Source organism: Lysobacter claricitrinus, assembly GCF_045866565.1.
Classification (GTDB): Bacteria; Pseudomonadota; Gammaproteobacteria; order Xanthomonadales; family Xanthomonadaceae; genus Cognatilysobacter; species Cognatilysobacter claricitrinus.
The window spans coordinates 438,295-463,243 of the sequence record NZ_BAAFZV010000002.1 but is presented as its reverse complement, the minus strand read 5'-3'; the positions used below and the strand labels follow the sequence as shown (position 1 = coordinate 463,243).

At 68.6% G+C, this 24,949-nt stretch carries 23 protein-coding genes and 2 pseudogenes; 12 read left to right on the top strand and 13 right to left on the bottom strand.

All coding sequences use genetic code 11. The annotated features are described in order from the left end of the window. Positions 1–59: 59 nt before the first annotated feature. A complete protein-coding gene (locus ACKTTN_RS06955; protein ID WP_407909150.1) occupies positions 60–1,889 on the top strand; it encodes a diguanylate cyclase in 1,830 nt (609 codons plus the stop codon). 3 nt (positions 1,890–1,892) lie between these two features. Here the strand turns inward: ACKTTN_RS06955 and ACKTTN_RS06950 are convergent, their stop codons facing one another. The 7 genes and pseudogenes from ACKTTN_RS06950 to upp form a co-directional block, all read right to left on the bottom strand. Beyond that, positions 1,893–3,395, bottom strand: a complete 1,503-nt coding sequence (locus ACKTTN_RS06950) for a M20/M25/M40 family metallo-hydrolase (RefSeq protein ID WP_407909149.1) — start codon at positions 3,393–3,395, stop codon at positions 1,893–1,895. A gap of 214 nt (positions 3,396–3,609) precedes the next feature. Next, complete coding sequence (locus ACKTTN_RS06945) at positions 3,610–3,921, bottom strand: hypothetical protein (protein ID WP_407909148.1); 312 nt, start codon at positions 3,919–3,921, stop codon at positions 3,610–3,612. Positions 3,922–3,929: 8 nt separating this feature from the next. Then, positions 3,930–4,286, bottom strand: a pseudogene (locus ACKTTN_RS06940) (response regulator); the annotation flags it as partial. Positions 4,287–4,352: 66 nt separating this feature from the next. Further along, positions 4,353–5,510 (bottom strand): annotated as a pseudogene (locus ACKTTN_RS06935) (PAS domain S-box protein); the annotation flags it as partial. Positions 5,511–5,642: 132 nt separating this feature from the next. Further along, the gene (locus ACKTTN_RS06930) at positions 5,643–6,014 is read right to left on the bottom strand and encodes a response regulator (protein ID WP_407909147.1); all 372 of its coding nucleotides are present in this window, start codon (positions 6,012–6,014) and stop codon (positions 5,643–5,645) included. Positions 6,015–6,182: 168 nt separating this feature from the next. Continuing rightward, a complete protein-coding gene (locus ACKTTN_RS06925) occupies positions 6,183–8,306 on the bottom strand; it encodes a M13 family metallopeptidase (RefSeq protein WP_407909146.1) in 2,124 nt (707 codons plus the stop codon). 133 nt (positions 8,307–8,439) lie between these two features. After that, positions 8,440–9,072, bottom strand: coding sequence for a uracil phosphoribosyltransferase (upp, locus tag ACKTTN_RS06920; protein ID WP_407909145.1), 633 nt, complete (start codon positions 9,070–9,072; stop codon positions 8,440–8,442). 38 nt (positions 9,073–9,110) lie between these two features. Here upp and ACKTTN_RS06915 point away from each other — a divergent pair, with 38 nt between their 5' ends. Both ACKTTN_RS06915 and ACKTTN_RS06910 read left to right on the top strand, forming a co-directional pair. Beyond that, complete coding sequence (locus tag ACKTTN_RS06915) at positions 9,111–9,863, top strand: alpha/beta hydrolase (RefSeq protein ID WP_407909144.1); 753 nt, start codon at positions 9,111–9,113, stop codon at positions 9,861–9,863. 276 nt (positions 9,864–10,139) lie between these two features. Then, the gene (locus ACKTTN_RS06910) at positions 10,140–10,706 is read left to right on the top strand and encodes a peroxiredoxin (RefSeq protein WP_407909143.1); all 567 of its coding nucleotides are present in this window, start codon (positions 10,140–10,142) and stop codon (positions 10,704–10,706) included. Between the two features lie 3 nt (positions 10,707–10,709). Here the strand turns inward: ACKTTN_RS06910 and ACKTTN_RS06905 are convergent, their stop codons facing one another. The 3 genes from ACKTTN_RS06905 to ACKTTN_RS06895 all read right to left on the bottom strand — a co-directional run bounded on the left by ACKTTN_RS06905 (position 10,710) and on the right by ACKTTN_RS06895 (position 12,830). Then, positions 10,710–11,294 carry a glutathione S-transferase family protein gene (locus tag ACKTTN_RS06905; protein WP_407909142.1) on the bottom strand — a complete coding sequence of 195 codons (585 nt, stop codon included), beginning with the start codon at positions 11,292–11,294 and terminating at the stop codon, positions 10,710–10,712. Positions 11,295–11,328: 34 nt separating this feature from the next. Further along, complete coding sequence (locus ACKTTN_RS06900) at positions 11,329–11,955, bottom strand: response regulator (protein WP_407909141.1); 627 nt, start codon at positions 11,953–11,955, stop codon at positions 11,329–11,331. A gap of 449 nt (positions 11,956–12,404) precedes the next feature. After that, complete coding sequence (locus tag ACKTTN_RS06895) at positions 12,405–12,830, bottom strand: organic hydroperoxide resistance protein (protein ID WP_407909140.1); 426 nt, start codon at positions 12,828–12,830, stop codon at positions 12,405–12,407. A 260-nt stretch (positions 12,831–13,090) separates the two neighbouring features. Here ACKTTN_RS06895 and ACKTTN_RS06890 point away from each other — a divergent pair, with 260 nt between their 5' ends. Continuing rightward, positions 13,091–14,203, top strand: coding sequence for an alkene reductase (locus ACKTTN_RS06890; RefSeq protein ID WP_407909139.1), 1,113 nt, complete (start codon positions 13,091–13,093; stop codon positions 14,201–14,203). Positions 14,204–14,214: 11 nt separating this feature from the next. Here ACKTTN_RS06890 and ACKTTN_RS06885 read toward each other — a convergent pair whose 3' ends face one another. Continuing rightward, a complete protein-coding gene (locus tag ACKTTN_RS06885; RefSeq protein WP_407909138.1) occupies positions 14,215–14,724 on the bottom strand; it encodes a GFA family protein in 510 nt (169 codons plus the stop codon). A gap of 209 nt (positions 14,725–14,933) precedes the next feature. Here ACKTTN_RS06885 and ACKTTN_RS06880 point away from each other — a divergent pair, with 209 nt between their 5' ends. From ACKTTN_RS06880 to ACKTTN_RS06870, 3 genes are all read left to right on the top strand, one after another. Beyond that, positions 14,934–15,287: a hypothetical protein gene (locus ACKTTN_RS06880; protein ID WP_407909137.1), complete on the top strand. Its 354-nt coding sequence runs from the start codon at positions 14,934–14,936 to the stop codon at positions 15,285–15,287. A 264-nt stretch (positions 15,288–15,551) separates the two neighbouring features. Beyond that, positions 15,552–16,103 (top strand): RcnB family protein, encoded by a 552-nt coding sequence (locus ACKTTN_RS06875; protein ID WP_407909136.1) that lies wholly within the window; start codon positions 15,552–15,554, stop codon positions 16,101–16,103. 148 nt (positions 16,104–16,251) lie between these two features. Beyond that, on the top strand, positions 16,252–17,304 hold the full coding sequence (locus tag ACKTTN_RS06870; RefSeq protein ID WP_407909135.1) for an NAD(P)-dependent alcohol dehydrogenase: 1,053 nt from the start codon (positions 16,252–16,254) through the stop codon (positions 17,302–17,304). 50 nt (positions 17,305–17,354) lie between these two features. Here ACKTTN_RS06870 and ACKTTN_RS06865 read toward each other — a convergent pair whose 3' ends face one another. Continuing rightward, a complete protein-coding gene (locus ACKTTN_RS06865) occupies positions 17,355–17,819 on the bottom strand; it encodes a hypothetical protein (protein WP_407909134.1) in 465 nt (154 codons plus the stop codon). 285 nt (positions 17,820–18,104) lie between these two features. Between ACKTTN_RS06865 and ACKTTN_RS06860 the strand changes: the two genes are divergently transcribed. Together ACKTTN_RS06860 and ACKTTN_RS06855 are read left to right on the top strand one after the other, a co-directional pair. Then, positions 18,105–20,426: a PAS domain-containing protein gene (locus ACKTTN_RS06860; protein WP_407909133.1), complete on the top strand. Its 2,322-nt coding sequence runs from the start codon at positions 18,105–18,107 to the stop codon at positions 20,424–20,426. Positions 20,427–20,698: 272 nt separating this feature from the next. Next, entirely contained in the window at positions 20,699–21,484 is a 786-nt protein-coding gene (locus ACKTTN_RS06855; protein ID WP_407909132.1) for an OmpA family protein, read from the top strand. Between the two features lie 69 nt (positions 21,485–21,553). On the opposite strand, the gene ACKTTN_RS06850 is transcribed toward ACKTTN_RS06855, so the two are convergent. Further along, positions 21,554–22,471 (bottom strand): M14 family metallopeptidase, encoded by a 918-nt coding sequence (locus ACKTTN_RS06850; RefSeq protein WP_407909131.1) that lies wholly within the window; start codon positions 22,469–22,471, stop codon positions 21,554–21,556. Positions 22,472–22,567: 96 nt separating this feature from the next. On the opposite strand from ACKTTN_RS06850, the gene ACKTTN_RS06845 reads away from it, so the two are divergent. The 3 genes from ACKTTN_RS06845 to ACKTTN_RS06835 all read left to right on the top strand — a co-directional run bounded on the left by ACKTTN_RS06845 (position 22,568) and on the right by ACKTTN_RS06835 (position 24,941). Beyond that, entirely contained in the window at positions 22,568–23,467 is a 900-nt protein-coding gene (locus ACKTTN_RS06845) for a transporter (protein WP_407909130.1), read from the top strand. An 89-nt stretch (positions 23,468–23,556) separates the two neighbouring features. After that, positions 23,557–24,357: a hypothetical protein gene (locus ACKTTN_RS06840; protein WP_407909129.1), complete on the top strand. Its 801-nt coding sequence runs from the start codon at positions 23,557–23,559 to the stop codon at positions 24,355–24,357. A gap of 236 nt (positions 24,358–24,593) precedes the next feature. Then, the gene (locus tag ACKTTN_RS06835; RefSeq protein ID WP_407909128.1) at positions 24,594–24,941 is read left to right on the top strand and encodes a DUF2185 domain-containing protein; all 348 of its coding nucleotides are present in this window, start codon (positions 24,594–24,596) and stop codon (positions 24,939–24,941) included. Positions 24,942–24,949 lie beyond the last annotated feature (8 nt).

Sequence of the window (24,949 nt, the reverse complement as noted above, 5' to 3'; positions counted from 1 at the left end):
CGCGCAAGCGGCCGATAGTCGGGTCGACGCCGGGTCTCCGACCCCGGAAGGAAGCCCGCGTGAGCCCGACCCGACGTCCCGTCCTCGCGCTGCTGCTCCTGTTGTTGCCGATGCTCGCCACCGCGGCGACGCATGCGCCGAAGCCGCGCGTGATCGACATCGACCCGGCCACGCTGCCACTGGAAACGATCGACCGCATCGTCGTCGACCACGACGGCGACACGGTGCCGGATCGCAAGGGCGAGCGCGTCCGCGTGCACGGCACCGTGCTCGTCGGCTCCGGCGTGCTGCGCCTGCGCGGCATCCAGATCTACATCCAGGACGCCACGGGTGGGCTGGGCCTGTTCAACCCGCGCGATCCGCACATGACGTTCGCGGCCGGCGACATCGTCGAGGCCTGGGGCGAGGTCAGCCAGTTCAAGGGCGGCATCCAGCTGCAGGACGTGCAGGTGCGCCGCATCGGCCATGGCGCGTTGCCCGCGCCGTTGCCGCTCACGGTCGAGCAGGCCGACGGCTGGGAGCACGTCGGTCGTCGCGTCCGCATAGAAGGCATTGCCGGCCCGCTGACGCTCGACCAGTGGGCGATGCTGCGCATCACCGGCGAGGACGGCGTGCCGATGCAGCTGTACGTGCCGGCGCCGGTCGTCGACCGGTTCGACTGGAAGCGCTATCCGCGCGGCACGCGCATCGCCGCCACCGGCGTGCTGTCCATCTACAAGCCGACGTGGCCGTTCGACGGCGGTTTCCAGGTGGTGCTGGCCGATTCCACCGACATCGCCGTGCTCGAACCGCCGCCGCCGGAATGGCATCGCTGGTTCCCGTGGGCGCTCGGCGCGGCGCTGGGCGTTGTCGCTCTCGCGGGGCTGATGCTGCACGTGATGCAGCGCCGCCAGCGCGCACGTGATCGCGAACTGTCGACGTTGTCGGCGCTGTCGGGCGCGTTGGCCGACACCGCGGTCGGCGAGGCCCAGCTCGCGCGCAACGCCTGCGAAATCCTCACCGCCTACGGCATCGTCGAGGCCGCGAGCGTGCACGTGTTCGATGACGCACGACGCCTGCACCACATCGCCGACGCCGCGACCGATCCGCGCCTGCACGACGCCATGTCCTCACCCGAGGCTGGCGACGACGGGACCGACGGCCTGCGCGCGCGCCTGGCGGCCAGCGGCGTGCATGTGCTCGCGCTATCGCCGATGCCCGGCGCGACCAACGCGGTCGGCGTGCTGGCCGGCCTGTCGCCGCGTCGCAGGCGGCCGTCGCAGCGGCAGGAACGCACGCTGTTGTCGGCCGCGAAGCTGCTGGCCATGGCAGTCGAGAACCAGCGCATCCGCGAACGCGCGCATCGCGAGGCGCAGGAGCTGCAGAAGCTCGTCATCACCGACGAACTCACGCGCCTCTACAACCGGCGCTTCCTCGACGAATACCTGCGCGTGCAGTTGCCGCTGGCCGAGCGCCGCGGCGGTGGCCTCACGTTCGTCGCACTTGACGTCGACCATTTCAAGCGCATCAACGACACGTACGGGCATGACGCCGGTGATCGCGTGCTGGCCGGCATCGCCGCGCAACTTCGCCAGGTCAGCCGCAGCGCCGACCTGCCCGTGCGCCTGGGTGGCGAGGAATTCCTCGTCGTCACCGCCGAACACGACATCGACGGCGCCCTCGCCTTCGCCGAGCGCCTGCGCGAGGCGATCGCCGCGCAGGCGTTCGACGACATCGTGCCGGGTGAATCGCTACGCGTGACCGTGTCGATCGGCGTCGCGCTGTTCGGCCTGCACGGCTGCGACGCGACCACGCTGATGCGTGCCAGCGACGAGGCGATGTACGCATCGAAGCGCGGTGGGCGCGACCGTGTCAGCCTGTCGACAGCACTGGCCGCGATCGCGCCCTGATCGTCAGCGCGCGAGTTCGTACAGATAGTCGACGAACGACATCACCGCGCCGTCGTAACCCTGCACCTTCGGGTTGCTCGACTCGATGACATAGAACTCGTCCGGCGCATGCGCGCCGCCGCCGGTGCCGAGGCCGAAATGGCCGGATGCGAGGCTCAACGGCGGATCGGTGAACACGAAGCCCGGGTACGAACCTGCGCCACGCGGCCACAGCAGGGGCTCGACGCCCAGCGACTTCAACGTCGCGACCTGCGCACGGATCAGCGGCGCGTTCGCATCGGTGCTGGTCGGGTTGTAGCCGCCGCTCACGTTGACCTCGATGTCGCCAAACCCGCGTTTGGCCAGATGCGATTTCAATGCAGCGACGGCGGCGTCCTTCGTCATGCCGGGCACCAGTCGCATGTCGATCTTCGCGACGGCGCGATGCGGCAGCACCGTCTTGCCGCCCACGCCGGTGTAACCGCCGACCAGGCCTTCGATGTTGATGGTCGGCTGCGAGACCAGTCGTTCCTGCGCCGCCTGCCAGCCCGCGTCGCCGATCCAGTGCTGCACGCCGAGCTGCTTCTTCGACGTGGCCTCGCCGTCGGGCGACGCCTTGATCGCCGCGGCGATCATCGCGCGGTGCTCCGCACTGATCGCCGGCGCCTTCGGATACCCGTCGACGGTGATGGTGTTGCCGTCGTCGGACACCAGCGTGTCCAGCGCCTTGACCAGGTGCCACGCGGGGCTATCGACCATCGCCTTCAGCGACGAATGCACGTCCTTCGACGGACCGCGGCCCCACTTCTCGCCGCTGCTGACGAGTTCGAGTTCGACCACGCCCTTCGCACCGAGCGTCACCGTGACGTTGCCGTCGGACTCCTGCTCCGCCGACGGCATGAACACACCCACGCTCTTCTTCAATGCGGCCGCGACATCGGGCCGACGCACGATCTGCGCGATGTGCGGCGAGCCGATTTCTTCCTCGCCTTCGGCAACCAGGACGAGGTTCACCGGCATCTTCTTGTTCGCGCCGCGGATCGCATGCAGCGCGGCGAGGAAGGCAGACTCGGGCCCCTTCTGGTTCACCGCGCCGCGTCCGACGATGGCCTTGCCGTAGTCGGGCTTGTCGACGATGCGCGCTTCCAGCGGCGGCGACGACCATTCGGCCGGGTCGAACTGCTTCACGTCGTACATGAAGTACAGGCCGACCGTCTTCGCGGCGCCGGCGTCCAGCGTGGCGAACACACCGGGCTTGCCGTCGGTCTGCACGACTTCGACTTTCTGGAAGCCGGCGTCGCGCGCGAGCTTCGCCATGTACTCGGCGCCTTCCCTGGAATTGCGACCTTCCGCCGCGATCGACGGCAGCGCGATCCAGTCCTGCAGGCGTTTCACCGACTCGTCGTGGCGGCGCGTGACTTCCGCGCGTATATCGCCGAGATCGTCCGCGACGGCGCTGGCTGCGATCGAACCGAGCGCGAGGCCGATGGCGAGCGCGAGGACTTGGGGGACACGACGTTGGGACATGGCGGGCTCCGCGACAGGTGGCCGGCCGATCCTACGACGCGATGGGCGCCGTCTTAACGGGTGAGCCGACGTGCGGTGATCGGCGTGGTCGCGTCGTGCATTCCACGCGCAACGCAGCCCGTTTGTGCCGCGTTGCAGCAGATCGCGCGCAACGGTTCGGTGGCGACCTCGCGCTGATCCCGATGTCGGAGTGCAACGTGCCTGTTGGCGCGACCTACCCCGGAAGCCGGCGCTTGCGACCAGCGATCAACGGACGCGCCGACGTACTCGCCGGGTTTACCCGTGCTGGCGTCGCTGCGCCGTCCCGTCGCGCGACATCGCCTGCCGTCCACTTCGTCTTTTCCATCACCGCCCACATCAGCGCGGCGAACAGGACGAGCCCGAACATCGTCACGGCCCACCAGATCCACGTACCGCGGCCGCGTCGGCTCGAATAGCGTCGACGTTCGCGTTCCCGCAGCCGCGCGGCGTCGCTACGCACGGCATCGCCGTACGAAAGCGCGGGGTCCTCGTGCTGTTGCGTCATCGACGCGATCAGCCCGGCATCGGCACCGGGCTGTGACCCAGCAGCGCGCCGAGGCGCTTGCCGAGGTCCTCGACGCGATACGGCTTCGGAATGAAATCGCAGCCCTCGGGGATGGTCGGCAGCTGCCCGCGTGCGTAACCCGATGCGAGCAGTACGCGCAGCCCGGGACGGATGCGTCGCGCCTCGCGGAAGAGGTCGACGCCGCTCATGCCCTTCGGCATGACCACGTCGGTGAACAGCACTTCGATCTCTGGGTCGCGCGTAAGGATCTCGAGCGCCGCGCCGCCCTCGTCGGCGGTGAGCACCGAATAACCGAGGAAGCGCAGCGATTCGACGGCCATGGCCTGCACGTCGGGGTCGTCCTCGACCAGCAGCACCTTGATCGGGGCACCGCTGTCGCCGTCGCGGAGCGCGCCATCGCCGCTGCTCACGGGCAGGTAGAAGCAGATCGTGGTGCCGCGCCCGACTTCGCTGTCGATGACGATGTCGCCGCCGGACTGCACCGCAAAGCCGTAGACCTGGCTCAAGCCGAGGCCACTGCCCTTGCCCACTTCCTTCGTGGTGAAGAACGGCTCCATCGCGTGTTCGATGACGTCCGGCGCCATGCCCGTGCCGTTGTCCTCGACGGTGACCAGAACGTAACGGCCGACCGCGCGGCGGCCCTCGCCTTCGCGTTGCGTGTGCTCGCGCGTGCCGATGCGGATACGCCCGCCGTCTGGCATCGCGTCGCGCGCGTTGACCACAAGGTTGAGCAGCGCGGCTTCGAACTCGGGGGCATCGACGCTGACGTCGCCGAGGTTGCGGCCGAGCGAGAACTCCATCTCGATGTTCTCGCCCACCGCGCGGCGCAGCACCGATTCACCGGCGTAGATAAGCGTGTTGAGATCGTGCACTTCCGGGCGCAGCGTCTGCTTGCGCGAGTACGCGAGCAGCTGGCGCGTCAGCAGCGAGCCGCGCTCGGCAGCCCGCTGTGCACCCGCGACCAAACGGCGCACGCGTTGCGGGTCGCTGCTGTCCACCGCGATCAGGTCGAGGCTGTTGGTGATGACGGTGAGCAGGTTGTTGAAGTCGTGTGCGACGCCGTAGGTCAGCTGGCCGATCGCCTCCATCCGGTGCGCCTGCAGCATCGCCTGCTGCGCGACTTCCAGCGCGCGTTGCTGCTCGCGGCGCTCGGTGATGTCGCGGGTGATCTTGGCGAAGCCGATGTGGTGGCCGTCCTCGTCGTACACCGGGTCGATAATGACGTTGGCCCAGAAGCGCGTCCCGTCCTTGCGCTGCCGCCAGCCTTCCTTCTCGTAACGGCCTTCGGCACGCGCGGTCTGCAGCGCGCGCGCGGGCTCGCCCGCGTCGCGGTCCTCATCGGTATAGAAGCGCGAGAAGTGCTGCCCGATGATCTCGTCGGCGCGGTATCCCTTGATCCGTTCGCCGCCCGCGTTCCAGCTCGCGATCCGCCCGTCTATGTCGAGCATGTAGATCGCGTAATCGGTAACGCCTTGGACGAGGAGACGGAACTGGCGCTCGCTCTCACCCAATCCGGCCTGAAGGTGCGGCGTTTCCTGCACGCTCCGTTCGACCGCGCCCTCGTGCATCGTGTGCCCCTGGTTCTTGCTGCTGCTTGCGTGCGCGGATTCTGGTGACGAATCCGTGAACGCGCTGCGACGATCGAAAGTATCGCCCATCGCGCGTGACCAAGGCTTCAAGTCGCGTCCGGCTGGATCCACTCAGTGCGGTCGATCGATGCGAGCGCGTGCAGCGCCGACGACTTCGCGCAGCTGCTCGGGCTTCTTCAGGACAGTGCAGCCGTAACGTTCGGTCAGGCGCTCGACCGAGGCGAGGTCGCCCAGCGAACTGAAGATGATGACCTCGGGCCGTTCCGGCATCTGCTCGACCGCGGCCAGCACCTGCCAGCCGTCCACGTCCGGCATCATCAGGTCGCACACGATCAGGCGCGGCTGCAGGCCGCCCTGCAGCAGTTGCAGCGCGACCTGCCCCGTCTCGGCCTGGAACACCACGTGTCCATCCAGTTCGAGCAGGTCCGCCAGCATTTCGCGCACGCGCGCGTTGTCGTCGACGACGAGGATCCGCGTTTCCATCGGGGTCCGGTGTGGTGGTGACGGCCCTGTCTAACCGACGGGAGATTCAACCCGCGTGAGGCCGTGGCCGGCTGCGCGCTGATCCCCGAACCCCGGCGACGCGTTTTCGCGACCCGAAAAGACGACCGGCGCCCGAAGGCGCCGGTCGATGCCACACGCGAGCTGGGATCACCAGATGCGGACGCGATCCTCGGGGGCGATGTACAGCGCGTCGCCCTTGGTGATGCCGAACGCGTCGTACCAGGCGTCGACGTTGCGCAGCGGCGCGAACGCGCGGATCTGGCCGGGCGAATGCGGGTCGCCGACGAGCTGCTGGCGCAGCGCGTCGTCGCGCATCAGCGTGCGCCACACCTGGCCCCAGCCGAGGAACACGCGCTGGTCGCCAGTGAAGCCGTCGATGACGGGCGCCGGCTTGCCGCCCAGCGAACGGTGGTACGCCTCGAGGCCTAGCGTGATGCCGCCCAGGTCGCCGATGTTCTCGCCCATCGACGCCTTGCCGTTGATGTGCACGCCGGGCAGCGCTGCGAAGTCGTAGCCCTCGTACTGCGCGCCGAGCTTGGCGGCCTGCGCCTCGAACTTGGCGGCGTCGTCCTTGGTCCACCAGTCGCGCAGGAAGCCCTTGCCGTCCGACTTGCGGCCCTGGTCGTCGAAGCCGTGGGTGATCTCGTGGCCGATGACGCCGCCGATCGCGCCGTAGTTCACGGCCGGGTCGGCATCGGGATCGAAGAACGGCGGCTGCAGGATCGCGGCCGGGAACACGATCTCGTTCTTCACCGACGAGTAGTACGCATTGACCGTCTGCGGGGTCATGCCCCACTCGAGCTTGTCGGTGACCTGGCCGAGGCGCGACACGTCGTACGCCCACTCGAACTGCGACGAACGCTCGGCGTTGCCGAACACGTCGCCACCGACCACCTTGAGGCCGCTGTAGTCACGCCACTTGTCCGGGTAGCCGATCTTCAGGCCGAAGCTGTCGAGCTTGGTCAGCGCTTCGGCGCGCGTCGCATCGCTCATCCACGTCAGCGCGTTGAGTCGCGCGCGCATCGCTTCCTTGATGTTCGCGACCAGCGCGTCCATCTTCGCCTTGGATTCGGCGGGGAAGTACTGCTTGACGTAGTCGCGGCCGATCGCTTCGCCCATCGCGCCGTCAGCGAACGCCACCGCGCGCTTCCAACGTTCGCGCTGCTGCGGCTGACCCGACATGAACTTCGAGCGGAACTCGAAGTTGGCGTCGGCGAACGCCTTGGACAGCATCGGCGACGCCTGGTCGGTGACCTGAAACGCTTCCCACGCCTTCAGCGTGTCGAGATCGGTCTCGTTGAAGATCGCGGCGAGCTTGGGCAGCGCGGTGTCCTGGCGAACGACCACGCGATCGGCCTTGTCCACGCCCGCGGCCTTGAGGAACTGCGCCCACGGGAAGCCCGGCGCCTTGGCGTCGAGGTCGGCGACCTGCACCGGGTTGTAGGTCTTGTCGCGGTCGCGGCTCTGCGCACGCGTCCAGTGCACGTTCGCGATCTTGGTTTCCAGCGCCATGATCGCCGCGGCGTGCTCGGCGGGCTTGTCCCAGCCGGCCAGCTTCAGCATCTGCGCGACATAGGCCTGGTAATGCTCGCGCTGCGGCCCGAACTTGGGGTCGAGGTAGAGGTCGCGATCGCCGAGGCCGAGGCCCGACTGGCTCATGTACAGCGCGTAGTGCTCGGGATCACGCGCGTCGTCGCCGATCGACAGCCCGACGAAGCTGCGACCGAAGCCACCCATCGAACGGCCCATGACTTCGGCCATCTGCGTCTTGGTCTTGACCGCGCGGATCGAATCCAGCGACGACTTCAGCGGCTTCGCGCCGAGCTTCTCGATCGTCGCCTCGTCCATGAAGCCCTGGTAGAGCGCGCCGATCTTCGACGCGTCGTCGCCCTTGGCGGTATCGGCGGGATAGCTCTCGACGAGTTTGCGCACGCGCGCTTCGGAGAGGTCGCGCAGCACGGCGAATCCGCCGTAGCTCGAGCGGTCCGCCGGAATCTGCGTGGTCTTGGCCCAGTTGCCGTTGACGTAGCCGAAGAAGTCGGCGCCCGGCTTGATCGAGCGGTCCATGCCGGCGGTGTCGACGCCCCATGTGCCGAGCTTGGGCGCGACGGTCGCATCGACCGCACCCGCAGGCGCGGACGTCGCGGTGTCGGCCGGCAACAGCGCCTGCAGGCTGCAGGTCTCGTCGAGGCAATGCGCGTCCTGCGCGTGGAGCGTGGGGGCGATGGCGAGCGCGAGGGCCGCGGCGAGCGGGAGCAGCGTGGTCTTCAAGCGGGGTCTCCGGGTGGCACCGGAAAATGCCGGTGCGGGTCGATCCCGGAGCATACGGCCGCGCGGCGGGCCGCCTTCTAGGCCGAAAGTCCCGGTTCGCGGCGCCGGAAGGTGACCGCGCTCACGCGACGGCTCAGTACGCGCGGGTACCGAAGATGCGATCCCCCGCATCGCCCAGCCCCGGCAGGATGTAGGCGCGTTCGTTGAGACGTTCGTCGATGGACGCGGTGACGATCTCGACGTCGGGATGCTTCGCCTCGACAGCGCGCAGACCCTCCGGCGCCGCGACCAGGCAGAGCGCCTTGATGCGCGTCGCGCCGGCGGCCTTGAGCAGGTCGATCGCGGCGATCAGCGAGCCGCCGGTCGCGAGCATCGGATCGAGCACCAGCGCGACGCGATCGCCCATGCCGCCGACGAGCTTCTCGTAATAGCCGACGGGGGCGTGCGTTTCCTCGTCGCGCTGCAGGCCGACCACGCTGACCTTCGCCGCAGGCACCAGTTCAAGCACGCCCGGCAGCATGCCCAGGCCCGCGCGCAGGATCGGCACCAGCGTGACCTTGCGGCCCTTGATGCGCTGCACGTCGACCGGGCCGGCCCAGCCGTCGACCTGCACGGTTTCGGTCGGCAGGTCGGCGGTGGCCTCGTAGGTCAGCAACGTCGCGACTTCGGACGCGAGGTCGCGGAATTCCTTGGTGCTCAGGTCGGCGCGCCGCATCAGGCCGAGCTTGTGCTGCACGAGCGGATGGCGGACTTCGATGACCTTCATGGCGATCCCGGCGCGTGGCGACCATCACAGTGTGACCGATGCACGGAACCGCGCGCGACCCCGGCATCACCGCGCGTTCGGCAGCATCCGCGACGATGACTCCCGCGCCCTCGCCCGCCGCCATTGGCGACCCCGTTGAATCGGCCGACTACGCGTTCTCGTACGCGACGCTGGAGCCGCGACCGGATGCACCGCAGGCGCTGCTCGTCCTGCTGCACGGCGTCGGTGCCGACGAGACGCAACTCGCGGCGCTCGGTGCACGTGCACCGGCTGGCACGCTGGTCGCGCTTCCGCGCGGTTATCGCTCGATCAGCGGCGGACGCACCGGCTGGTATCGCGTCGGCATCAGCGACGACGGCCTGCAGGTGGTCGAGGACGAGGAAGCCGAAGCGCGTTCGCGCCTGGTCGACTTCGTCGCGCAACTGCAATCGCATTTCGACGTGCCACCCGCGCTGACATGGGTCGGCGGCTTCAGCCAGGGCGGCATCCTCGCCGCCAGCGCCGCGTTGACGTCGCCGGGATGCGTCGCGGGTTTCGTGATGATCGCGGGGCGATTGCTGCCGGACCTCGAGCCTGTCGATGTCGACGCGGTGCGATCGCTGGACGCACTGATCGTGCACGGCCGCGACGACGACACGCTTGCACTGGACGACGCGCGCGACGCGGCATCGCAACTCGAGGCGCTCGGCATCGCGACATCGTTCGTCGTGCAGGACGGCGGGCATGAACTCACCGACGCGATGGTCGACAGCGCGGTGCAGTGGCTCGACGTCCACTTGCAACGCGCATAAAAAACCCCGGACCCGAGAGAAGTCCGGGGTTCAAGCCCTCATTGGAGAGACGCGACCTCGACCCAGTTGGTGCGCGCTGCGGCCCGTCCAGGGACGCACGATGAATACACCAAGTGCGCCGTTTCGCCGTCGTGATGCGGATGTATGAGATCCGTCGGCCGCGTCTTCGGCCGATGAACGGGCGCCGCTTCGTTACGCTCGTCGGCCGCGCGTGCACCCGATGCCGGCGTGCTGCGGCTGGCGTATAACGGTCGCCTCTGCCAACGGGACCCCGCCATGAACGCCCTGCATCGCGCCACGCTCGCCGCCATCGCCACCCTCGCGCTCGCCTCGCCCGCCATGGCCGCCCTCAAGGCCGGCGACAAGGCGCCGGACTTCAAGGCGCAGGCCTATCTCGCCGGCAAGCCTTTCACGTTCGAGCTGTCGAAGGCGCTGAGGAAGGGGCCGGTGGTCGTCTACTTCTTCCCGGCCGCGCATACCTCGGGCTGCAACCTCGAAGCGCACCTGTTCTCCGAAGCCAGCGACAAGTTCAAGGCCGAGGGCGCGACGGTGATCGGCATGAGCGCCGGCAACATCGACCAGCTTTCGGACTTCTCCAAGGAAACAGAACACTGCGGCGGCAAGTTCGCGGTGGGCGCCGATCCGGGCGCGCAGATCGCGAAGACGTACGACGCGGTGCTCGACAAGAAGCCGGAGTGGTCGAACCGCACGTCGTACGTGGTTGCGCCCGATGGCACGATCGCCGCCGTCTACTCCGACCTCAACCCGAACCAGCACGTGCAGGCGATGCTGGACGGCGTCAAGACCGCGAAGGCCGGCAAGAGCGGCAGCGCGAAGAAGTAAGCGTTACGTCGGACGTGAGGCGCTCACCCACGGCAAGCGGGTGAGCGCTTCGACATGCGTCGCGAGCGACGGACGATCCCGCCGCGCAAGCCCGTACAGCGCGAGGTGGTCGCACATCGCGACCAGGTGCAGGCCGAGGTACGTCGGCGCATCGGCAAACAGCGATGCGCGCGCCTCCAGCCAGTCCAGTCCCGCATCGATCGCATGCCGCATTTTCTCGAAGCGTGGATGCGCCACGTCGAGTCCCGTGCGCGCGGCGAGCACCAGTTCGACCCCCATCGCCATCATTCCGTTCATCACGGCGCGTGCGTTGAGCACGTCGGGATCGGTCGTGAGGACGTCGAAGCGATCCTGCGGATCACGACTGCGTACCAGCCACGCGGCGATGTGGTCGGAGTCGAACACGATGCGGTCGCCGTCGATCAGCGTCGGCACCTTCATCAGCGGGTTCGGGCCGAACGGCTTGGGATCGGCGTCCGCGACGTTCCCCGCATCCGCCAGATCAAGCGCGATGCCAAGGCCATCGGCCAGCAACCGCACCTTGCGCGAGAAATGCGAGCGCGGCGTCATCAGCAGACGAGGCGTCATTCGTGGCTCACGCGCGTGGCGCCTTGCGCACCGTTCAACCGATGACCGCAAGTTCCGACCACAGCCCCTGCAGGTAACGCGGCGGCACGCGATAGAAAACACCCGGCTCGACGCCCATGCGCAGCTTCACGCTCCACTGCGCGGGGTCGATGCTCGCCAGGCCGACCCACGCGAGGTCGGTTTCCTGCGGCATGCCGCCGGCGTGCAGCCGGAACAGATAGTCGCCGTGCGCAGTCACGAAGACATCGGCCAGTGCCTGCGCGGGGCGGCGACGCACCGGCGGTTGCACCGTTTCGATGACCGGCATCGGCCGCAGCCAGCGCAGCGCTTCTTCGGCGCTCGAGGGCTTGGCGAGACGCGGACGGTCGCGAAACTCGCTGGGCAGCGTCCACGATTCGTAGGCTGTCCAGAACACGAACGGTATGCGGCGTTCCTCGAGCGCGGCAGCGACCGGGAATACGGTTTCGCCGGCGAGGTTGATGTCGAGGATCGCGCCGTCGATTGCCCCGCCACGCATGAGCGAAATCGCGGTGGCGACGTTCGGCGCGGGACCGATCACGTTCGCGCCCAGCGCTTCGAGATCGCGACGCATCTCGTCGGCGATGAGGTACTCGTCTTCGACGACGAGCAGCCGGCCCGGGGCGCGGGTCCGATCGAGCATGGCGGCGTTCATCGCTGCAATCTATCGAACGCCGGGCCCCGGTGTCGACCGACGCGCCTCACGGGGCGACGACGGGCATGAGCCGTTCAACCAGTCCGCACGGCGGGTTCCGGGCGGGGGGTATGCGGTGCGGAACACTCGCGACCGATACGGCGCGCGGCTGACGGCCGCCGCTGGCCCCAGCGGGAAAGACCTTTGTTAGGTTCGACAGCCCACGCCGAGAGCGGCGGCCACCGCTGGACAGACCGGCCGCCGGCGCTCGCCGGGCGACCCTCCGAGCACGCACGGCGGGCACACGCACGAGTTCCGCACGAACGAAGCGATAACCCGGCCGCTGGATCAGGCGCGACCGCAGCAACATGACGAACATCGGCCGTCGCGCCGTCCGAGCAAGCACGGCGGCCGTGCAACGGCGATATCGATGCCGCATTCCCTACCCGGCGATCGCGTCAAACCACGATCAACTCGACATCGATGTTGTTGCGCGTGGCGTTGGAGTACGGGCAGACCTGGTGAGCCTTGTGCACGAGGTCCTCGACCTGCTCGCGCGGCAGGCCCGGCACGTGCACGCGCAGCGTCGCGTTGATGCCGAAACCGGCCGGGATCGGGCCGATGCCGACGCTGCCGTCGATGCGCGTGTCCGCCGGCAACGCGATCTTCTGCTGGCCGGCGACGAACTTCATCGCGCCGAGGAAGCAGGCGGAATAGCCGGCCGCAAACAGCTGCTCGGGATTGGTGCCCTCGCCGCCCGCACCGCCGAGTTCGCGCGGCGTGGCGAGGCGCACGTCCAGCACGTTGTCAGACGAGACGGCGCGGCCATCGCGGCCACCGGTGGCGCTGGCGTTTGCGGTGTAGAGAACCTTTTCAAGCGACATGGCTGTTTCCTTCAGGCGCGGCGTGCGCCGCTTCGGTGCGCAAGCCTGCGGATTTCGACGCCGACAGTCACGTCATTTGTATCCATCGCTCCGATAGGCGCGCGCTATGCCGCGAGCCGGACGCAACGAATGCAGCGGTTTTCGAGCAGTGGTCGTCGATAGGTGGCGCCGGCGCAACGCAGCGTGCACGTGGCGACGACTGTCACGCCACGTCCGCGGCCCCAGTGTTGACCCCCCCCAACATCATTCCAGGCCGCCGCATGTCACCGTCCGCACAACCCGTCGTCGACGCACACGCGCCGTCGCTGTTCGACCCGATCCGCATCGGCGCGCTCGACCTCGCCAACCGCGTGGTGATGGCGCCGCTCACCCGCAGCCGCGCCGTCGAAGGCCTGGTGCCGTCGCCGCTGGCGGTCGACTACTACGGCCAGCGCGCGAGCGCGGGGCTGATCATCACCGAGGCCACGCAGATCAACCCGCTCGCGCAGGGCTACATCAGTACGCCCGGACTGTTCACCGCTGCGCAGATCGAAGGGTGGCGCAAAGTGACCGACGAGGTGCATCGCCGCGGCGGACGCATCGTCGTGCAGCTGTGGCACGTCGGGCGCATCTCGCACACCAGCCTGCTGCCGCCGGGCGAAGTGCCTGTCGCACCCAGCGCCGTACGCGCGAACACGAAGACGTTCACGCCCGAAGGCTTCGTCGACGTGTCCGAACCGCGCGCGCTCGCCATCGAGGAAATTCCCGGCATCGTCGCCGACTTCGCCGCCGCCGCGCGCAACGTGATCGACGCGGGTTTCGACGGCGTCGAGATCCATGCCGCCAATGGTTACCTGATCGACCAGTTCATGCGCGACCGCACCAACCTGCGCGACGACGCTTACGGCGGGAGCATCGAGAACCGCACGCGCTTCCTGCATGAGGTGACCGCGGCGGTGGTCAAGGCGATTGGCGCCGATCGCGTGGGCGTGCGGCTTGCACCGGTCACCGGCTCGAACGACATCGCCGACTCCAACCCGCAACCGCTGTTCGAGCGAGCGGTCGAACGGCTGGATGCCTTGAACGTTGCCTACGTGCATGTCGTCGAAGGCGCGACTGGCGGACCGCGCGACGTGCAGACGTTCGACTACGAGTCGCTGCGTTCGCGCTTTCGCGGCGCGTGGATCGTCAACAACGGCTACGACCTCGACATGGCGCAGGCCGCGGTGCGGCAAGGCCGTGCCGACGCGGTGGCGTTCGGGCGCTTGTTCATCTCCAATCCCGACCTCGTGCGCCGCTTCCGCGAAGGCGCGGCGCTGGCGGAGCCGGACCCCGACACGTTCTATAGCGGCGGCGCCAAGGGCTACGTCGACTATCCGTCGCTGCCGGGCTGATCCCGGCGACCTCAGTCGCTTTTCGGAGCATCGTCGCCGTCGTACATGCCGTGGCGACGATGCCAGTCCTCGAGCGATTCATCCGGGTACTCGTCGGCGTGCGCGTCGTACTTGCCGCTCGGCACGTGCACCCAGTTCGCCTTCGAACCGAGCATCATGTGGACGCGCTCGGGTGGCGTGGGCAGCGGCGTGTCGATTGCAGACGCGTGCGGGTGCACCAGTTCCGGCCACTGCGGATCGAACAGCCACAGCGCGCTGCCGCAGCCGGTGCAGAAGTGCCGTTGCCCGCTGCTCGTATGCACGCTGCCGTCTTCCTGGCGAATGCGCGCGTGGTAGATGCCCAGGTGCTCGCGACCTTCAACCTGCAGCGTGTCCGAACGTGCGCCGAGGTTGATCGCACCGCCGCTTCCGCCCGCGGTCTTGCGGCAGATCGAGCAGTAGCAGATCTGGTACGGCGCCGGTGATGGCGCGTCGCACGAGAAGCGCACCTGTCCGCAGTGGCATGACCCTTCGATGCGCATGTCGGCAGCCCGCGACGAAAGCCGCATGCTGGTCGACACGGGCTCAACGTCGCATCAACAACCGCGGTGCGAAGCGCGCACTGCCGTGCCAGGCGCAACGATCGGTGCCTCGCCCGCGCCACCGGATCTTCGCCTGCCCCTGATGCCCCGGGGACTAGCGTAGACGCGGCGCCGGGATCGGCCCGGACGCCGCACCCCGGAGGCTCCCCATGCGTCCGCACCGCCTGCTCCTTCCCGCCATGCTTGCGGCGCTGACCGCCTGCGCGACGACCGAAACCACGTCGGCCAACACACCGCCCGCGTCCAATCCCATGACCGGCGCGAACGCGCGCCCGAACCCGAGCCCGCTCGCGGTCGGTGCGTACAGCGCCATCGGCACCTCGGACGACGTGCGCGGGCGATCCGGCGCGGGCGGTTCGTCCGTGCTGACGGGCCGCGCCAACCTCGCCGGCTCGGATTCCGGCACGTCGAGCTCGTCGCAGTCGTCGGATACCTCGTCCGGCGACGACGATGACTCGGGCAGCTCGAGCTCGGGCAGCGCGACGACGCCACCGCGTCCGTGAAGTTGCGGGGTCGCGGCCGGTTCGCGACGCCAGGCCCCCGACGTCCGCCAGAGAAGGGCTGCGACGGATGCGCGCGCGTCGTTGCGTCGGCGCTCCCCACGCATCGGGTCACCTTCGGTTGACATCGAGGTCGCCGGCGTCACGCCGTCGCTTCAGCGCGGCAACCGGCGGCTGAACCGGCAGTACGCGCACCCCGACCTATTCAGTTTCGATACGGCCGCTCTTGCGGAAGCTGCGCCTGCGATCCCCGCACCGAGAGACCCGATGAAGATGACCAAGATCACCGCACTGGGCGCAGCGCTGCTCCTCGCGACCGCGTCCGCGATCGCACTGCCTGCCGCCGCCGCGGACCGCCACGACGACCGCGGCAACGACCGCCACGCGTCGCATGACGACCGCCGCGACGATCGCCGCAATGACGACGACCACGATCGCGATCACGACGAGCGTCGCCACCACGACGAGCGTTACGACAACGACCATCGCTACAGCTCGTCGTCCCGCTACGACAACCGCTACGACAATCGTTACGACAACCGCTACGACAATCGCTATGCCCCGCGTTACACGCCGCGTCGTGTCTATCGCCCGGCCTACGCCTACGTCGCGCCACGCGGCTATGCGGTGCAGCGCTGGCACGTCGGCACGCGCATGCCGCCGCCGTTCTATGTGAGCCAGTACTACATCGACCCGCATGCCTACCAGCTGCGCCTGCCGCCGCGCGGCTACCGCTGGGTGCGCGTGGACGGCGATGCGTACATGGTGTCGGTGGCGTCGGGGGTCATTGCCGACGTGCTGTACGGCATCTTCCGCTGAGTCGGTCATGCGTCTGGAAGGGCCGGTTCGCCGGCCCTTTTTTTTTTGCGCGGCACGGCTGGAATGCATCGGCGCGCCGGCGTCGCTGCGGTGTAACGCGGAGCGTCGTAGCCTTCGGGGCTTCGTCCGCCGCCCGCAGGATCCCGCCATGTCCGTCAAAGCCTACGGCGCCCACGCCGCCGACAAACCCCTGGTCGCCCTCGACATCCAGCGCCGCGCCGTCGGCCCGCGCGACGTGCAGATCGAAATCCTGTACTGCGGCGTCTGCCACTCGGACCTGCATACCGTGAAGTCGGAGTGGGCGGGTACGCGCTATCCCTGCGTGCCGGGCCACGAGATCGTCGGCACGGTGAGCGCGGTCGGCAGCGACGTGAACGGCTTCGCGGTCGGCGAGACGGTCGGGGTCGGCTGCCTGGTCGGCAGTTGCCAGCGCTGCGCGTCCTGCGCCGAAGGGCTGGAGCAGTACTGCGAGAACGGATTCGTCGGCACCTACAACGGTCCGACCCAAGATCCACCCGGCCACACGCTGGGCGGCTATTCGCAGCGGATTACCGTCGACCAGCATTTCGTCCTGCGCATCCGCCATCCCAAGGAGCAGCTCGCGGCGGTGGCGCCGCTGTTGTGCGCCGGCATCACCACGTATTCGCCGTTGCGGCACTGGAAGGTCGGGCCGGGGCAGAAGGTCGGCATCGTCGGCATCGGCGGGCTCGGCCACATGGGCATCAAGCTCGCGCACGCGATGGGCGCGCATGTCGTCGCGTTCACCACGTCGGAGAGCAAGCGCCAGGACGCGCATGCGCTGGGCGCGGACGAGGTCGTGGTGTCGCGCGACGCCGGCGCGATGGCCGCGCACGCGCGCAGCTTCGACTTCATCCTCGACACCGTGGCGGCGAGCCACCAGCTCGACGCGTTCACCACGCTGCTCAAGCGCGACGGCACGTTGTGCCTGGTCGGCGTACCCGAGCATCCACATCCCAGCCCGAACATCGGCGTGCTGATCTTCGGTCGTCGTTCGATCGCGGGCTCGCTGATCGGCGGCATTCCGGAGACGCAGGAGATGCTCGACTTCTGCGCCGAGCACGGCATCGTGGCCGACATCGAAATGATCCGCGCGCAGGAGATCAACGAGGCCTACGAGCGTATGCTGCGCAGCGACGTGAAGTACCGTTTCGTCATCGACATCGAATCGCTCACCGCATGAGCGATGCGGGTCGGCGGACGCGATGTCCGTCGACCCTTTTCGCGACGGTATCAGGCCGTTTCCGCCGACCGCCTGCGATCGCAGCGCCCGCGGCTCGACAGCTCGCGACGCAGTTCGTCGAGGCCAAGCGCGCCGCCCGACAGCTTGATCAGCGCATAGCCTTCAAACGCGGCATCCATGACGTCGCTGCCGAGTGCGGCGACGGTGTCGTCAAGGCGCGCGGCGAGATGTTGCACGCGCTCGAGCAACGGCCGCAGCTGCTCCACCGCGCGCAGGTCGGCCTGCGCACCGGCGACATCGAATCCGGGCGGCACGATCTTCGGGTTGTGCTCGAGCACGCGCAACGCCTGCCGCGCGAATGCTTCCGACTTCGCACCCATGGTGACCAGCAACCGGCGTTCGGCGGGGTCGAGTGCCACCAGCGCGGGCAGCGCGGTCTCGATGCGGTCCAGTGCGGACCGCACGGCATGCAGGTGATCGTCGCTCAGTTCCATTGCGATCGGTTTCTGCGACACGTCCATCTCCTTATGCGTCCATGTGTGTCTGCGCGGATCCGGCCCGCGCCTCCGTGCCCCGCCCGTCCGTGGCGGCATTCCCGCCGCGAGCGGCCGGAGCGCGTGCGAGTGTGGCAGAGCGCGACCGCTTTCATACGCCGTCCGACGGCCGATCGACGGCCTTCACGTCGACGGCCGACCTTGTCGTCGCGACGCCCGCCGCTGCACCGATCCATCGACGCGCGACGCAGGTCCGCGCGGCGGCCACCGCCGCTGCGCTAAGGTCGCGTCGCCGCGATGCGCTCGATGCAGCCGTCGCCCCCGATCCAGGACACCATGCCGGCCCGCGACCTTCCCGCCTACATGCACGACCCGGGCGCCTTCCCGCTGCTGGGCAACCTCAAGGCGCGTCCACGCGACATCCGCGTCGCGCGGATCCTGGTGGGCATCCTCGCGGTCGCGTTCCTGCTGACTGCGCCGTTCGCGACGCGCCAGTGGCCGGCAATCCCGGCGTTCATGACGGCGTACGACGTCGCGATCGCCGCGCTGTCGCTGTTCACGGTGGTGCTGCTGCACGGGCAGTACCGCGTGCTGCAGTCGTCGGCCTACATCTGGCTCGGCTGCGGCTATGCGTTCGCTGGCACCGCCGCACTGGTGCACGGCCTGAGCGTGACCGACGCCTTCGTGCCGGGAACGCTGTTCGGCAACCGGCAGACGCCCGCGTGGCTGTGGATGGCGTGGCACGGCGTGTTTCCGCTGTTCGTGCTCGGCTTCATCTTCAGTGCGTCGCGCAAGGCGAACGCGCAGGCGGTGCGCGCGAGCCACGCATACGCGGCCACCTTCGCGGCCGTCGCCTCGCTGGCGGTCATCACTGTCGTCTCGGATCGCTGGCTGCCGCCGCTGATCGTCGGCTCGCGCTTCTCGGCGACCCGGCTGCATCTCCTGGCCCTTGCGTGGGTACTGCACGTCATCGCGATCGCGCTGATGGCGCGCCGCGCCCGCGAGCGTCGCCTCATCGACCTGTGGATCGCCGTCGCGCTCACGGCGGACGCGATCGACCTTGCGCTCAGCGGCCTGCTGGTCACCGGGCGCTACCAGCTCGGCGTCTACGTCGGCCGCATGTACGGGCTGGTCACGACCGTATCGGTGCTCGCGCTGTTGCTGCTGCAGATGTTCGAGCTGCAGCGGCGGTTCGTGCAGGCGCGCGACGACCTGCGCATGCACGAGCGTCGCTACGGCGACCTCTTCCGCAGCATGTCCGAAGCGTTCTACGTGGTGCGGGCATGCCGCGACGACGATCGCGTGGTCGACCTTCGCTACGTGGAACGCAACCCGGCCGCCGACGACATGGTGGGCGAGGCGATGCTGGGTCGCACCGCGCGCGAAATCGATCCCGAGTTCGATGCGCGCTGGCTCGACGTCGTCGCGCGCGTGCTCGACACCGGCGAACCGGAAGAGTTCGAGTGGCTCGCGCCGCGTACCGGGCGCGTGCTCGCGTACCGCGTGTTCCGTGCCGAGCACCATCACGACCTCGCCGGCGTGCTGTTCAACGACGTCACCGATGCGCGTCGTGCCGAGGCCGCCCTGGCCGCCAGCGAAGCGAGGCAACGCATCCTGGTGCAGGGCGTTCCACAGCTGCTGTGGCGTACCGACGCGCATGGCCAGCGCACGTGGGCAAGCCCGCAGTGGAGTACGTATACGGGCCAGTCCGGCGACGAGATGCTCGGCACCGGCTGGATGGATGTCGTGCACGACGAGGACCGCGAACACACGCACGCTCGATGGATCGCCGCGCACGCCACGGGCCGGCTCGACATTGAACACCGCCTGCGCGCGGCCGACGGGTCGTACCGCTGGCACCGCAGCCGTTCCGAGCCGCATCACGACGTCGAAGGCCGCATCGATTCGTGGCTCGGCTCGAGCACCGACATCCACGAGATGAAGACGCTGCAGCATCGCCAGTCGGTGCTGGTCGCGGAACTGCAGCACCGCACGCGCAACCTGCTCGCGGTGGTTCGTGCGCTAGCGGACCGCACGGCGCGAGACAGCGGCGGCCTGGTCGATTTCCGTGCGACCTTCCGCGACCGGCTCGACGCGCTCGCGCGCGCGCAGTCGCTGCTCTCGCGGCTGGACGACAGTGATCGCGTCACATTCGAGGAAATCCTGCAGGCCGAGATGTTCGCGATCTCCGGCGTGCGCGCCGCGCAGGACGACGGCCGCGTCGTGCTCGATGGCCTGCCCAACGTCCGCCTGCGCTCGGGCACCGTGCAGACGCTCGCACTCGCGCTGCACGAACTCGCGACCAACGCGCTCAAGTACGGTGCGTTGTCGGCGGCGAACGGGCGACTCGAGGTGCGCTGGACGCTGCTCGCGGGCGATGACGGTGCGCCGCGGCTCAAGGTGGTCTGGAAAGAAAGCGGTATGCGCATCGATCCCGACGCACCGGTGCAGGGTGGCGGCTACGGACGCGAACTGATCGAACGCGCCCTGCCCTACCAGCTCGGCGCGAGCACGCTGTACGCAATTGAAGCCGATGGCGTGCGTTGCGAGATCGTCATGCCGGTGTCTGTCCAGCCACCCGCCGTGGGCAGCGGCGCGACGCCTGAAGGCATCGTCGGCGTGGGCTGACGCGCGCGTTCAGCGTCGACCCGCGGCGTGGAATCGCCGTTCAAAACGGTCCGCAACGGACCGTGCCCGAAGGGGAATCGACCGGTTCACCAAGAGTCAATGGCGCGCCCATCGGGCTTGCGCGAGGCTCCCGCTGCGTCCATGGCCCGTGCTCCGGGCTCGGTCGCGACGCCGCTGTATCCGCATCGGCGTTGCGCCGACGACGTCGGCCGGCCAATGCCGGCATGCCGTGCGGACACGCCGCATCCCGAACCAGCCAGAAGGGCACTGCCATGACTACCAGTAAGCGTTCCAAGTACGTGATGCTGATCGCCGCACTCGTGGCCATGCTGGCCGCGTTGCCGGTGTTCGCAGCCGACGGCGACAAGAGCACGATCAAGGGCTACATCACCGCGATCCAGGGCGACACCATCACGGTGCGCGACACCAACCGCGTCGACCACACCATCACGGTGACGCCCGAGACGACCTACAAGCAGAAGAAGGGCCTGACCGGCGTGATCCATGACAAGGTCGACAAGGGAACGCTGCTCCCGGGCCTGCCGATTACGGCCGACCTCGTGTCGATGGGTTCGATGCAGCATGCCACCGGCATCTCGTTCACCTCCGATGACCTCAAGACCGCGCGGCAGGTGCGTGCCGGCACCGGCAAGAGCATGGAAGACATGAACAACCGCATGAACGACTTCGGCACGTACGAAGCGCTTGCGACTGTCGACGTGCTGTTCAATTCGGGCAGCGCGAAGCTGTCGTCGAAGGCGCAGTCCGACCTGCTGGCGTTCGCGGCGAAGGCGAAGGAAACCAAGGGCTACCAGGTGGTGATGCAGGGCTTCACCGATTCCACCGGCAACCCCGCGGCGAACCAGAAGCTCAGCACCGCGCGCGGCCATGCGGTTGCGAACTTCCTGCAGCAGAAGGGCGGCCTGATGCCCGGTCGCGTGCGCGCACCGGACGGCATGGGCGTCCACGCCGAAGCGGGCTCCGGCAGCAACGCGAACGCACGCAAGGTCGTCGTCAAGCTGGTCGTCGACAAGGGCGTGCAGGCCGGCGCGAAGTAGCGCGTCCGTCTTTGGACAGGCTCGAAAAGCCCCGCTCCGGTGGGGCTTTTCGCGTTCGATGCAGTGGCTTCAGCGATGCGCGAGCGCGTAGTCGAGCGCGGCACAGACGGCCACGGCCTGCGCATCGTTGCACTGTTGCGGCGTCGCGCGCGGGCTGTCCGGATACACCTCGGTCGTGGTGACGTAGCGCGCGTCGGTGATGCCGGCGCAGAGGCCCAGTTGCTTCAATGGATAGTTGATGACGCCATGACCCGCCACCGGGGAGCCGATGATCAGGCCGTTCGCGTCCGCGGGCGCGATGTGGGTCACGCGCGCCACGGCATCGATGATCGCCTGCTGGAACGCGGGCTGCAGGTTCTCGGTATCGCCGACCACGTAGAAGCCATCGGGCACGCCGTCGGGTTCGAACGGCTTGCCGTCGCGCGCGGCCAGCGCGGGACGGAACTCGGTCTCGTCGGTGTCGGTGGTCTCGTGCAGGTCGATGTGCACCAGCGTGCGATCGCGGATCGGCGCAACCAGACGCATGAGCGCCACGGACTCCTCCGCCTTGCTGCCTTCACGGAACGACCGGTTCGGGTCCGTCGCATGCACGTTCCAGCGATGGATGCGCTCGTACGCCCATGGGCTGACGCAAGGCGCCACCAGCAGGTTGATGCGACCGGCGTAATCCTGCGCATGCCGGTCGACGAACTGCAGCGCGCCATGCACGCCACTCGTTTCATAGCCATGCACGCCCCCGGTGACGAGCGCCACCGGCAGATCGTCGCGCCAGTCCCGGCTGCGGATCGCGAGCAGCGGGAAGTGTTCCCCGTCGTAGTCGAGCTGCCCGTACTGCTCGACGTCGAAGCGCGCGCGCAGGGCGTCGATCGACGTCACGACCTCGTCCGCATAGCTGCGCTTCCGCGTCTGCGCGGCGCGCCACGTGGCGATTTCCGTGTCGCCCCACGGGCGGCCCGGCGTACCGATCGGATACGGTGCAGTGCTCATGTCGACCAAGCTCCGGCGTTGCTGTGCGCGAGGCGACCGACTCTAGCATCGGCCCGCCCGACGCTTCGACTGCGCGCGGCCACGCAGCGTTTCGCGATGCGGCTCGCGGTCGCGACGCTACTTGCACTTGCTGCTTTCACGATTCGCGCGCAGGACATCGAGCCGCGTGCGTATTCGAACGCACCCGTCGGCGTTAACTTCGTGATCGTCGGCAACGTGCTGACGCGTGGTGGCCCGTCGTTCGATCCCTCGCTGCCGATTACCGACGCGCATCTCGAAACCAACAGCCTGGTGGTCGCGTACGCACGCGTGCTCGACTTCGGCGGCCGCTCCGGCAAGTTCGATGCGATCGCGCCGTATACGCAGCTCGACGGCACCGCGAACTACCAGCGGCAGCCGGTCGACCGCCACGTGCGCGGTTTCGCCCGGCCTGCGTTCCGCGTGTCGATCAACCTGCTCGGCGCGCCCGCGCTGGACACGACCGCGTTCCGCACGTGGAAGCAGGACCTGATCGTCGGCGCCAGCGTGCAGGTCGCGCCGCCATGGGGGCAGTACGACCCGACGCGTATCGTCAACATCAGCAGCCATCGCTGGTCGATCAAGCCGGAAATCGGCGTGTCGAAGGCGACGGGGCCGTGGACGCTGGAGCTGCAGGCATCAGGCACGTTCTTCACCCACAACGACGACTTCCTCGGCGACCGCACGCGCTCGCAACGGCCGGTATATGCGGTGCAGGCGCACGTGATCTACGGCTTCGCGTCGGGCACGTGGCTGTCGCTCGACGGTACGTTGTTCGCCGGTGGCCGCAGCGCGATCGACGGCGTCGTCAACGACGACCTGCAGCAGAACGCGCGCCTGGGTTTCGTGCTGGCCAAGCCGCTGAACCGGCGCAATTCGGTGAAGGTCACCGCCAGCAGCGGCGTGTCGGCGCGTACGCACAACAACTTCGACGCGCTCGGCGTGGCATGGCAGTACCGCTGGGGCGCGGGGCTGTGACCGGCGTCGGCAGTCGCGCCACGCGGACTCGGCGATTGTTCCGTCGCGCGCCTACCATTGCGCCTGCGTTCGCCCCGCCTGTGTATTCGATGCCCCATCGCCTTCTACTGCTTCTGGCCGCCCTGCTGCTTGCCAGCGGCTGCAGCCGCGACGCCGCCACGCCGCCGCCCGCAGCCACGGCGACGACGGCGATCGCGCCGTCGCGCGCGAACGTCGCGAAACTCAGCGACGCGCAGCGCCTGGCGCGCGTGCTCGACGCCGACAACATCGGCCGCCGCCTCGACATCTTCGAGCGCATCGCGGGCGAGCCCGACGACGCCACCGCGACCACGTCGACCTACCGCATCGCCGGTTGCACGATCGACGTCGAGACCGCCGACCGCGCGATCGTGTGGATCAACGTCGAGCTCACCTCGCCGACGTGTACGGTCGACCTCACGCCCGTGCTGCACCACAAGCGCGTCGTGCGGCCGGGTGATCCGCTGACGTATGCCGAACTCGAGCGCCTCGCCGGCGGCAGCGCGCAGTACCAGGTGCTGTGCCTGGCATCGACCTGCGGCCCGGACGGCCAGCCCGACTTCGAAGCCGTATTCCCGGGCACGCAGACCAGCAATTTCATCGCGGTTGCCGGCGCATCGGATCCGTTGAGCCCGGGCGCGAAGCGGCAGGTGAAGGACTGGGTGCTGGCGCTCACCGCCGACCGCGGCGACTTCCAGGTGCTCACCGAGCTGCGCTGCACGCGCGCCTACGACCCGCTGGCGCGCAAGGCGCTGGGCACGGCGGTGGTGGAAAAGATCGGCTTCGGTGAGAACGAGGACGCCGACTGCGACCCGGAAGACGACGAGGACGCCGAGCCGTCGGTCGACAACGCCGGCGGCTTGCGCGCCTGACGCCAGCAGGGCTGGATTCGCGGGTTTCGAGGCGCTCACTCCGGAATTCGCGCGGCCTACGTGACGTTCGCGGACGCCAAACGCCCGCTCGTCGCCAAACCCTGCCCTTTGGTGCAAGCCGGCGCGCGTATCGCGGCGGCTGGTCCAGACTGCCAGCGGGGCGACGCGGCGGTTGGCAGCGGTCGGGCCAACACCGTCGACGCAGCGATATCGACCGATGGACTGGGGAATCGGCTGTGCTACTGCCGGAAGGACGACTTCTTCCGCACGTCACCGACCTGGGGGGCTGCATCGCGAGCCACCGGGTGATGGTCGACCACGCCCCGATCCGATGGATGTACCGCTCGCATCCGGTCTGGCCCGGCGACTCCGGCTGGCGCTTCTTCGCCGGTGACGAGGACGATTCGGAGATGGTCGACCCGGACTGCTTCGGCATCTACGCGGTCGACGCGATCGCCCAGCTCGACCCGTCGATCGTGCCGTGGCTGTTCCAGCCGATCGGCGCGACCCTCGAACGCAGCGAGGCCACGAACGGGTTTGCCGAAGCGGTCGCCTGGCGCTCGGTGCGCTCGCGCGGCGGATAGCGTCCGGT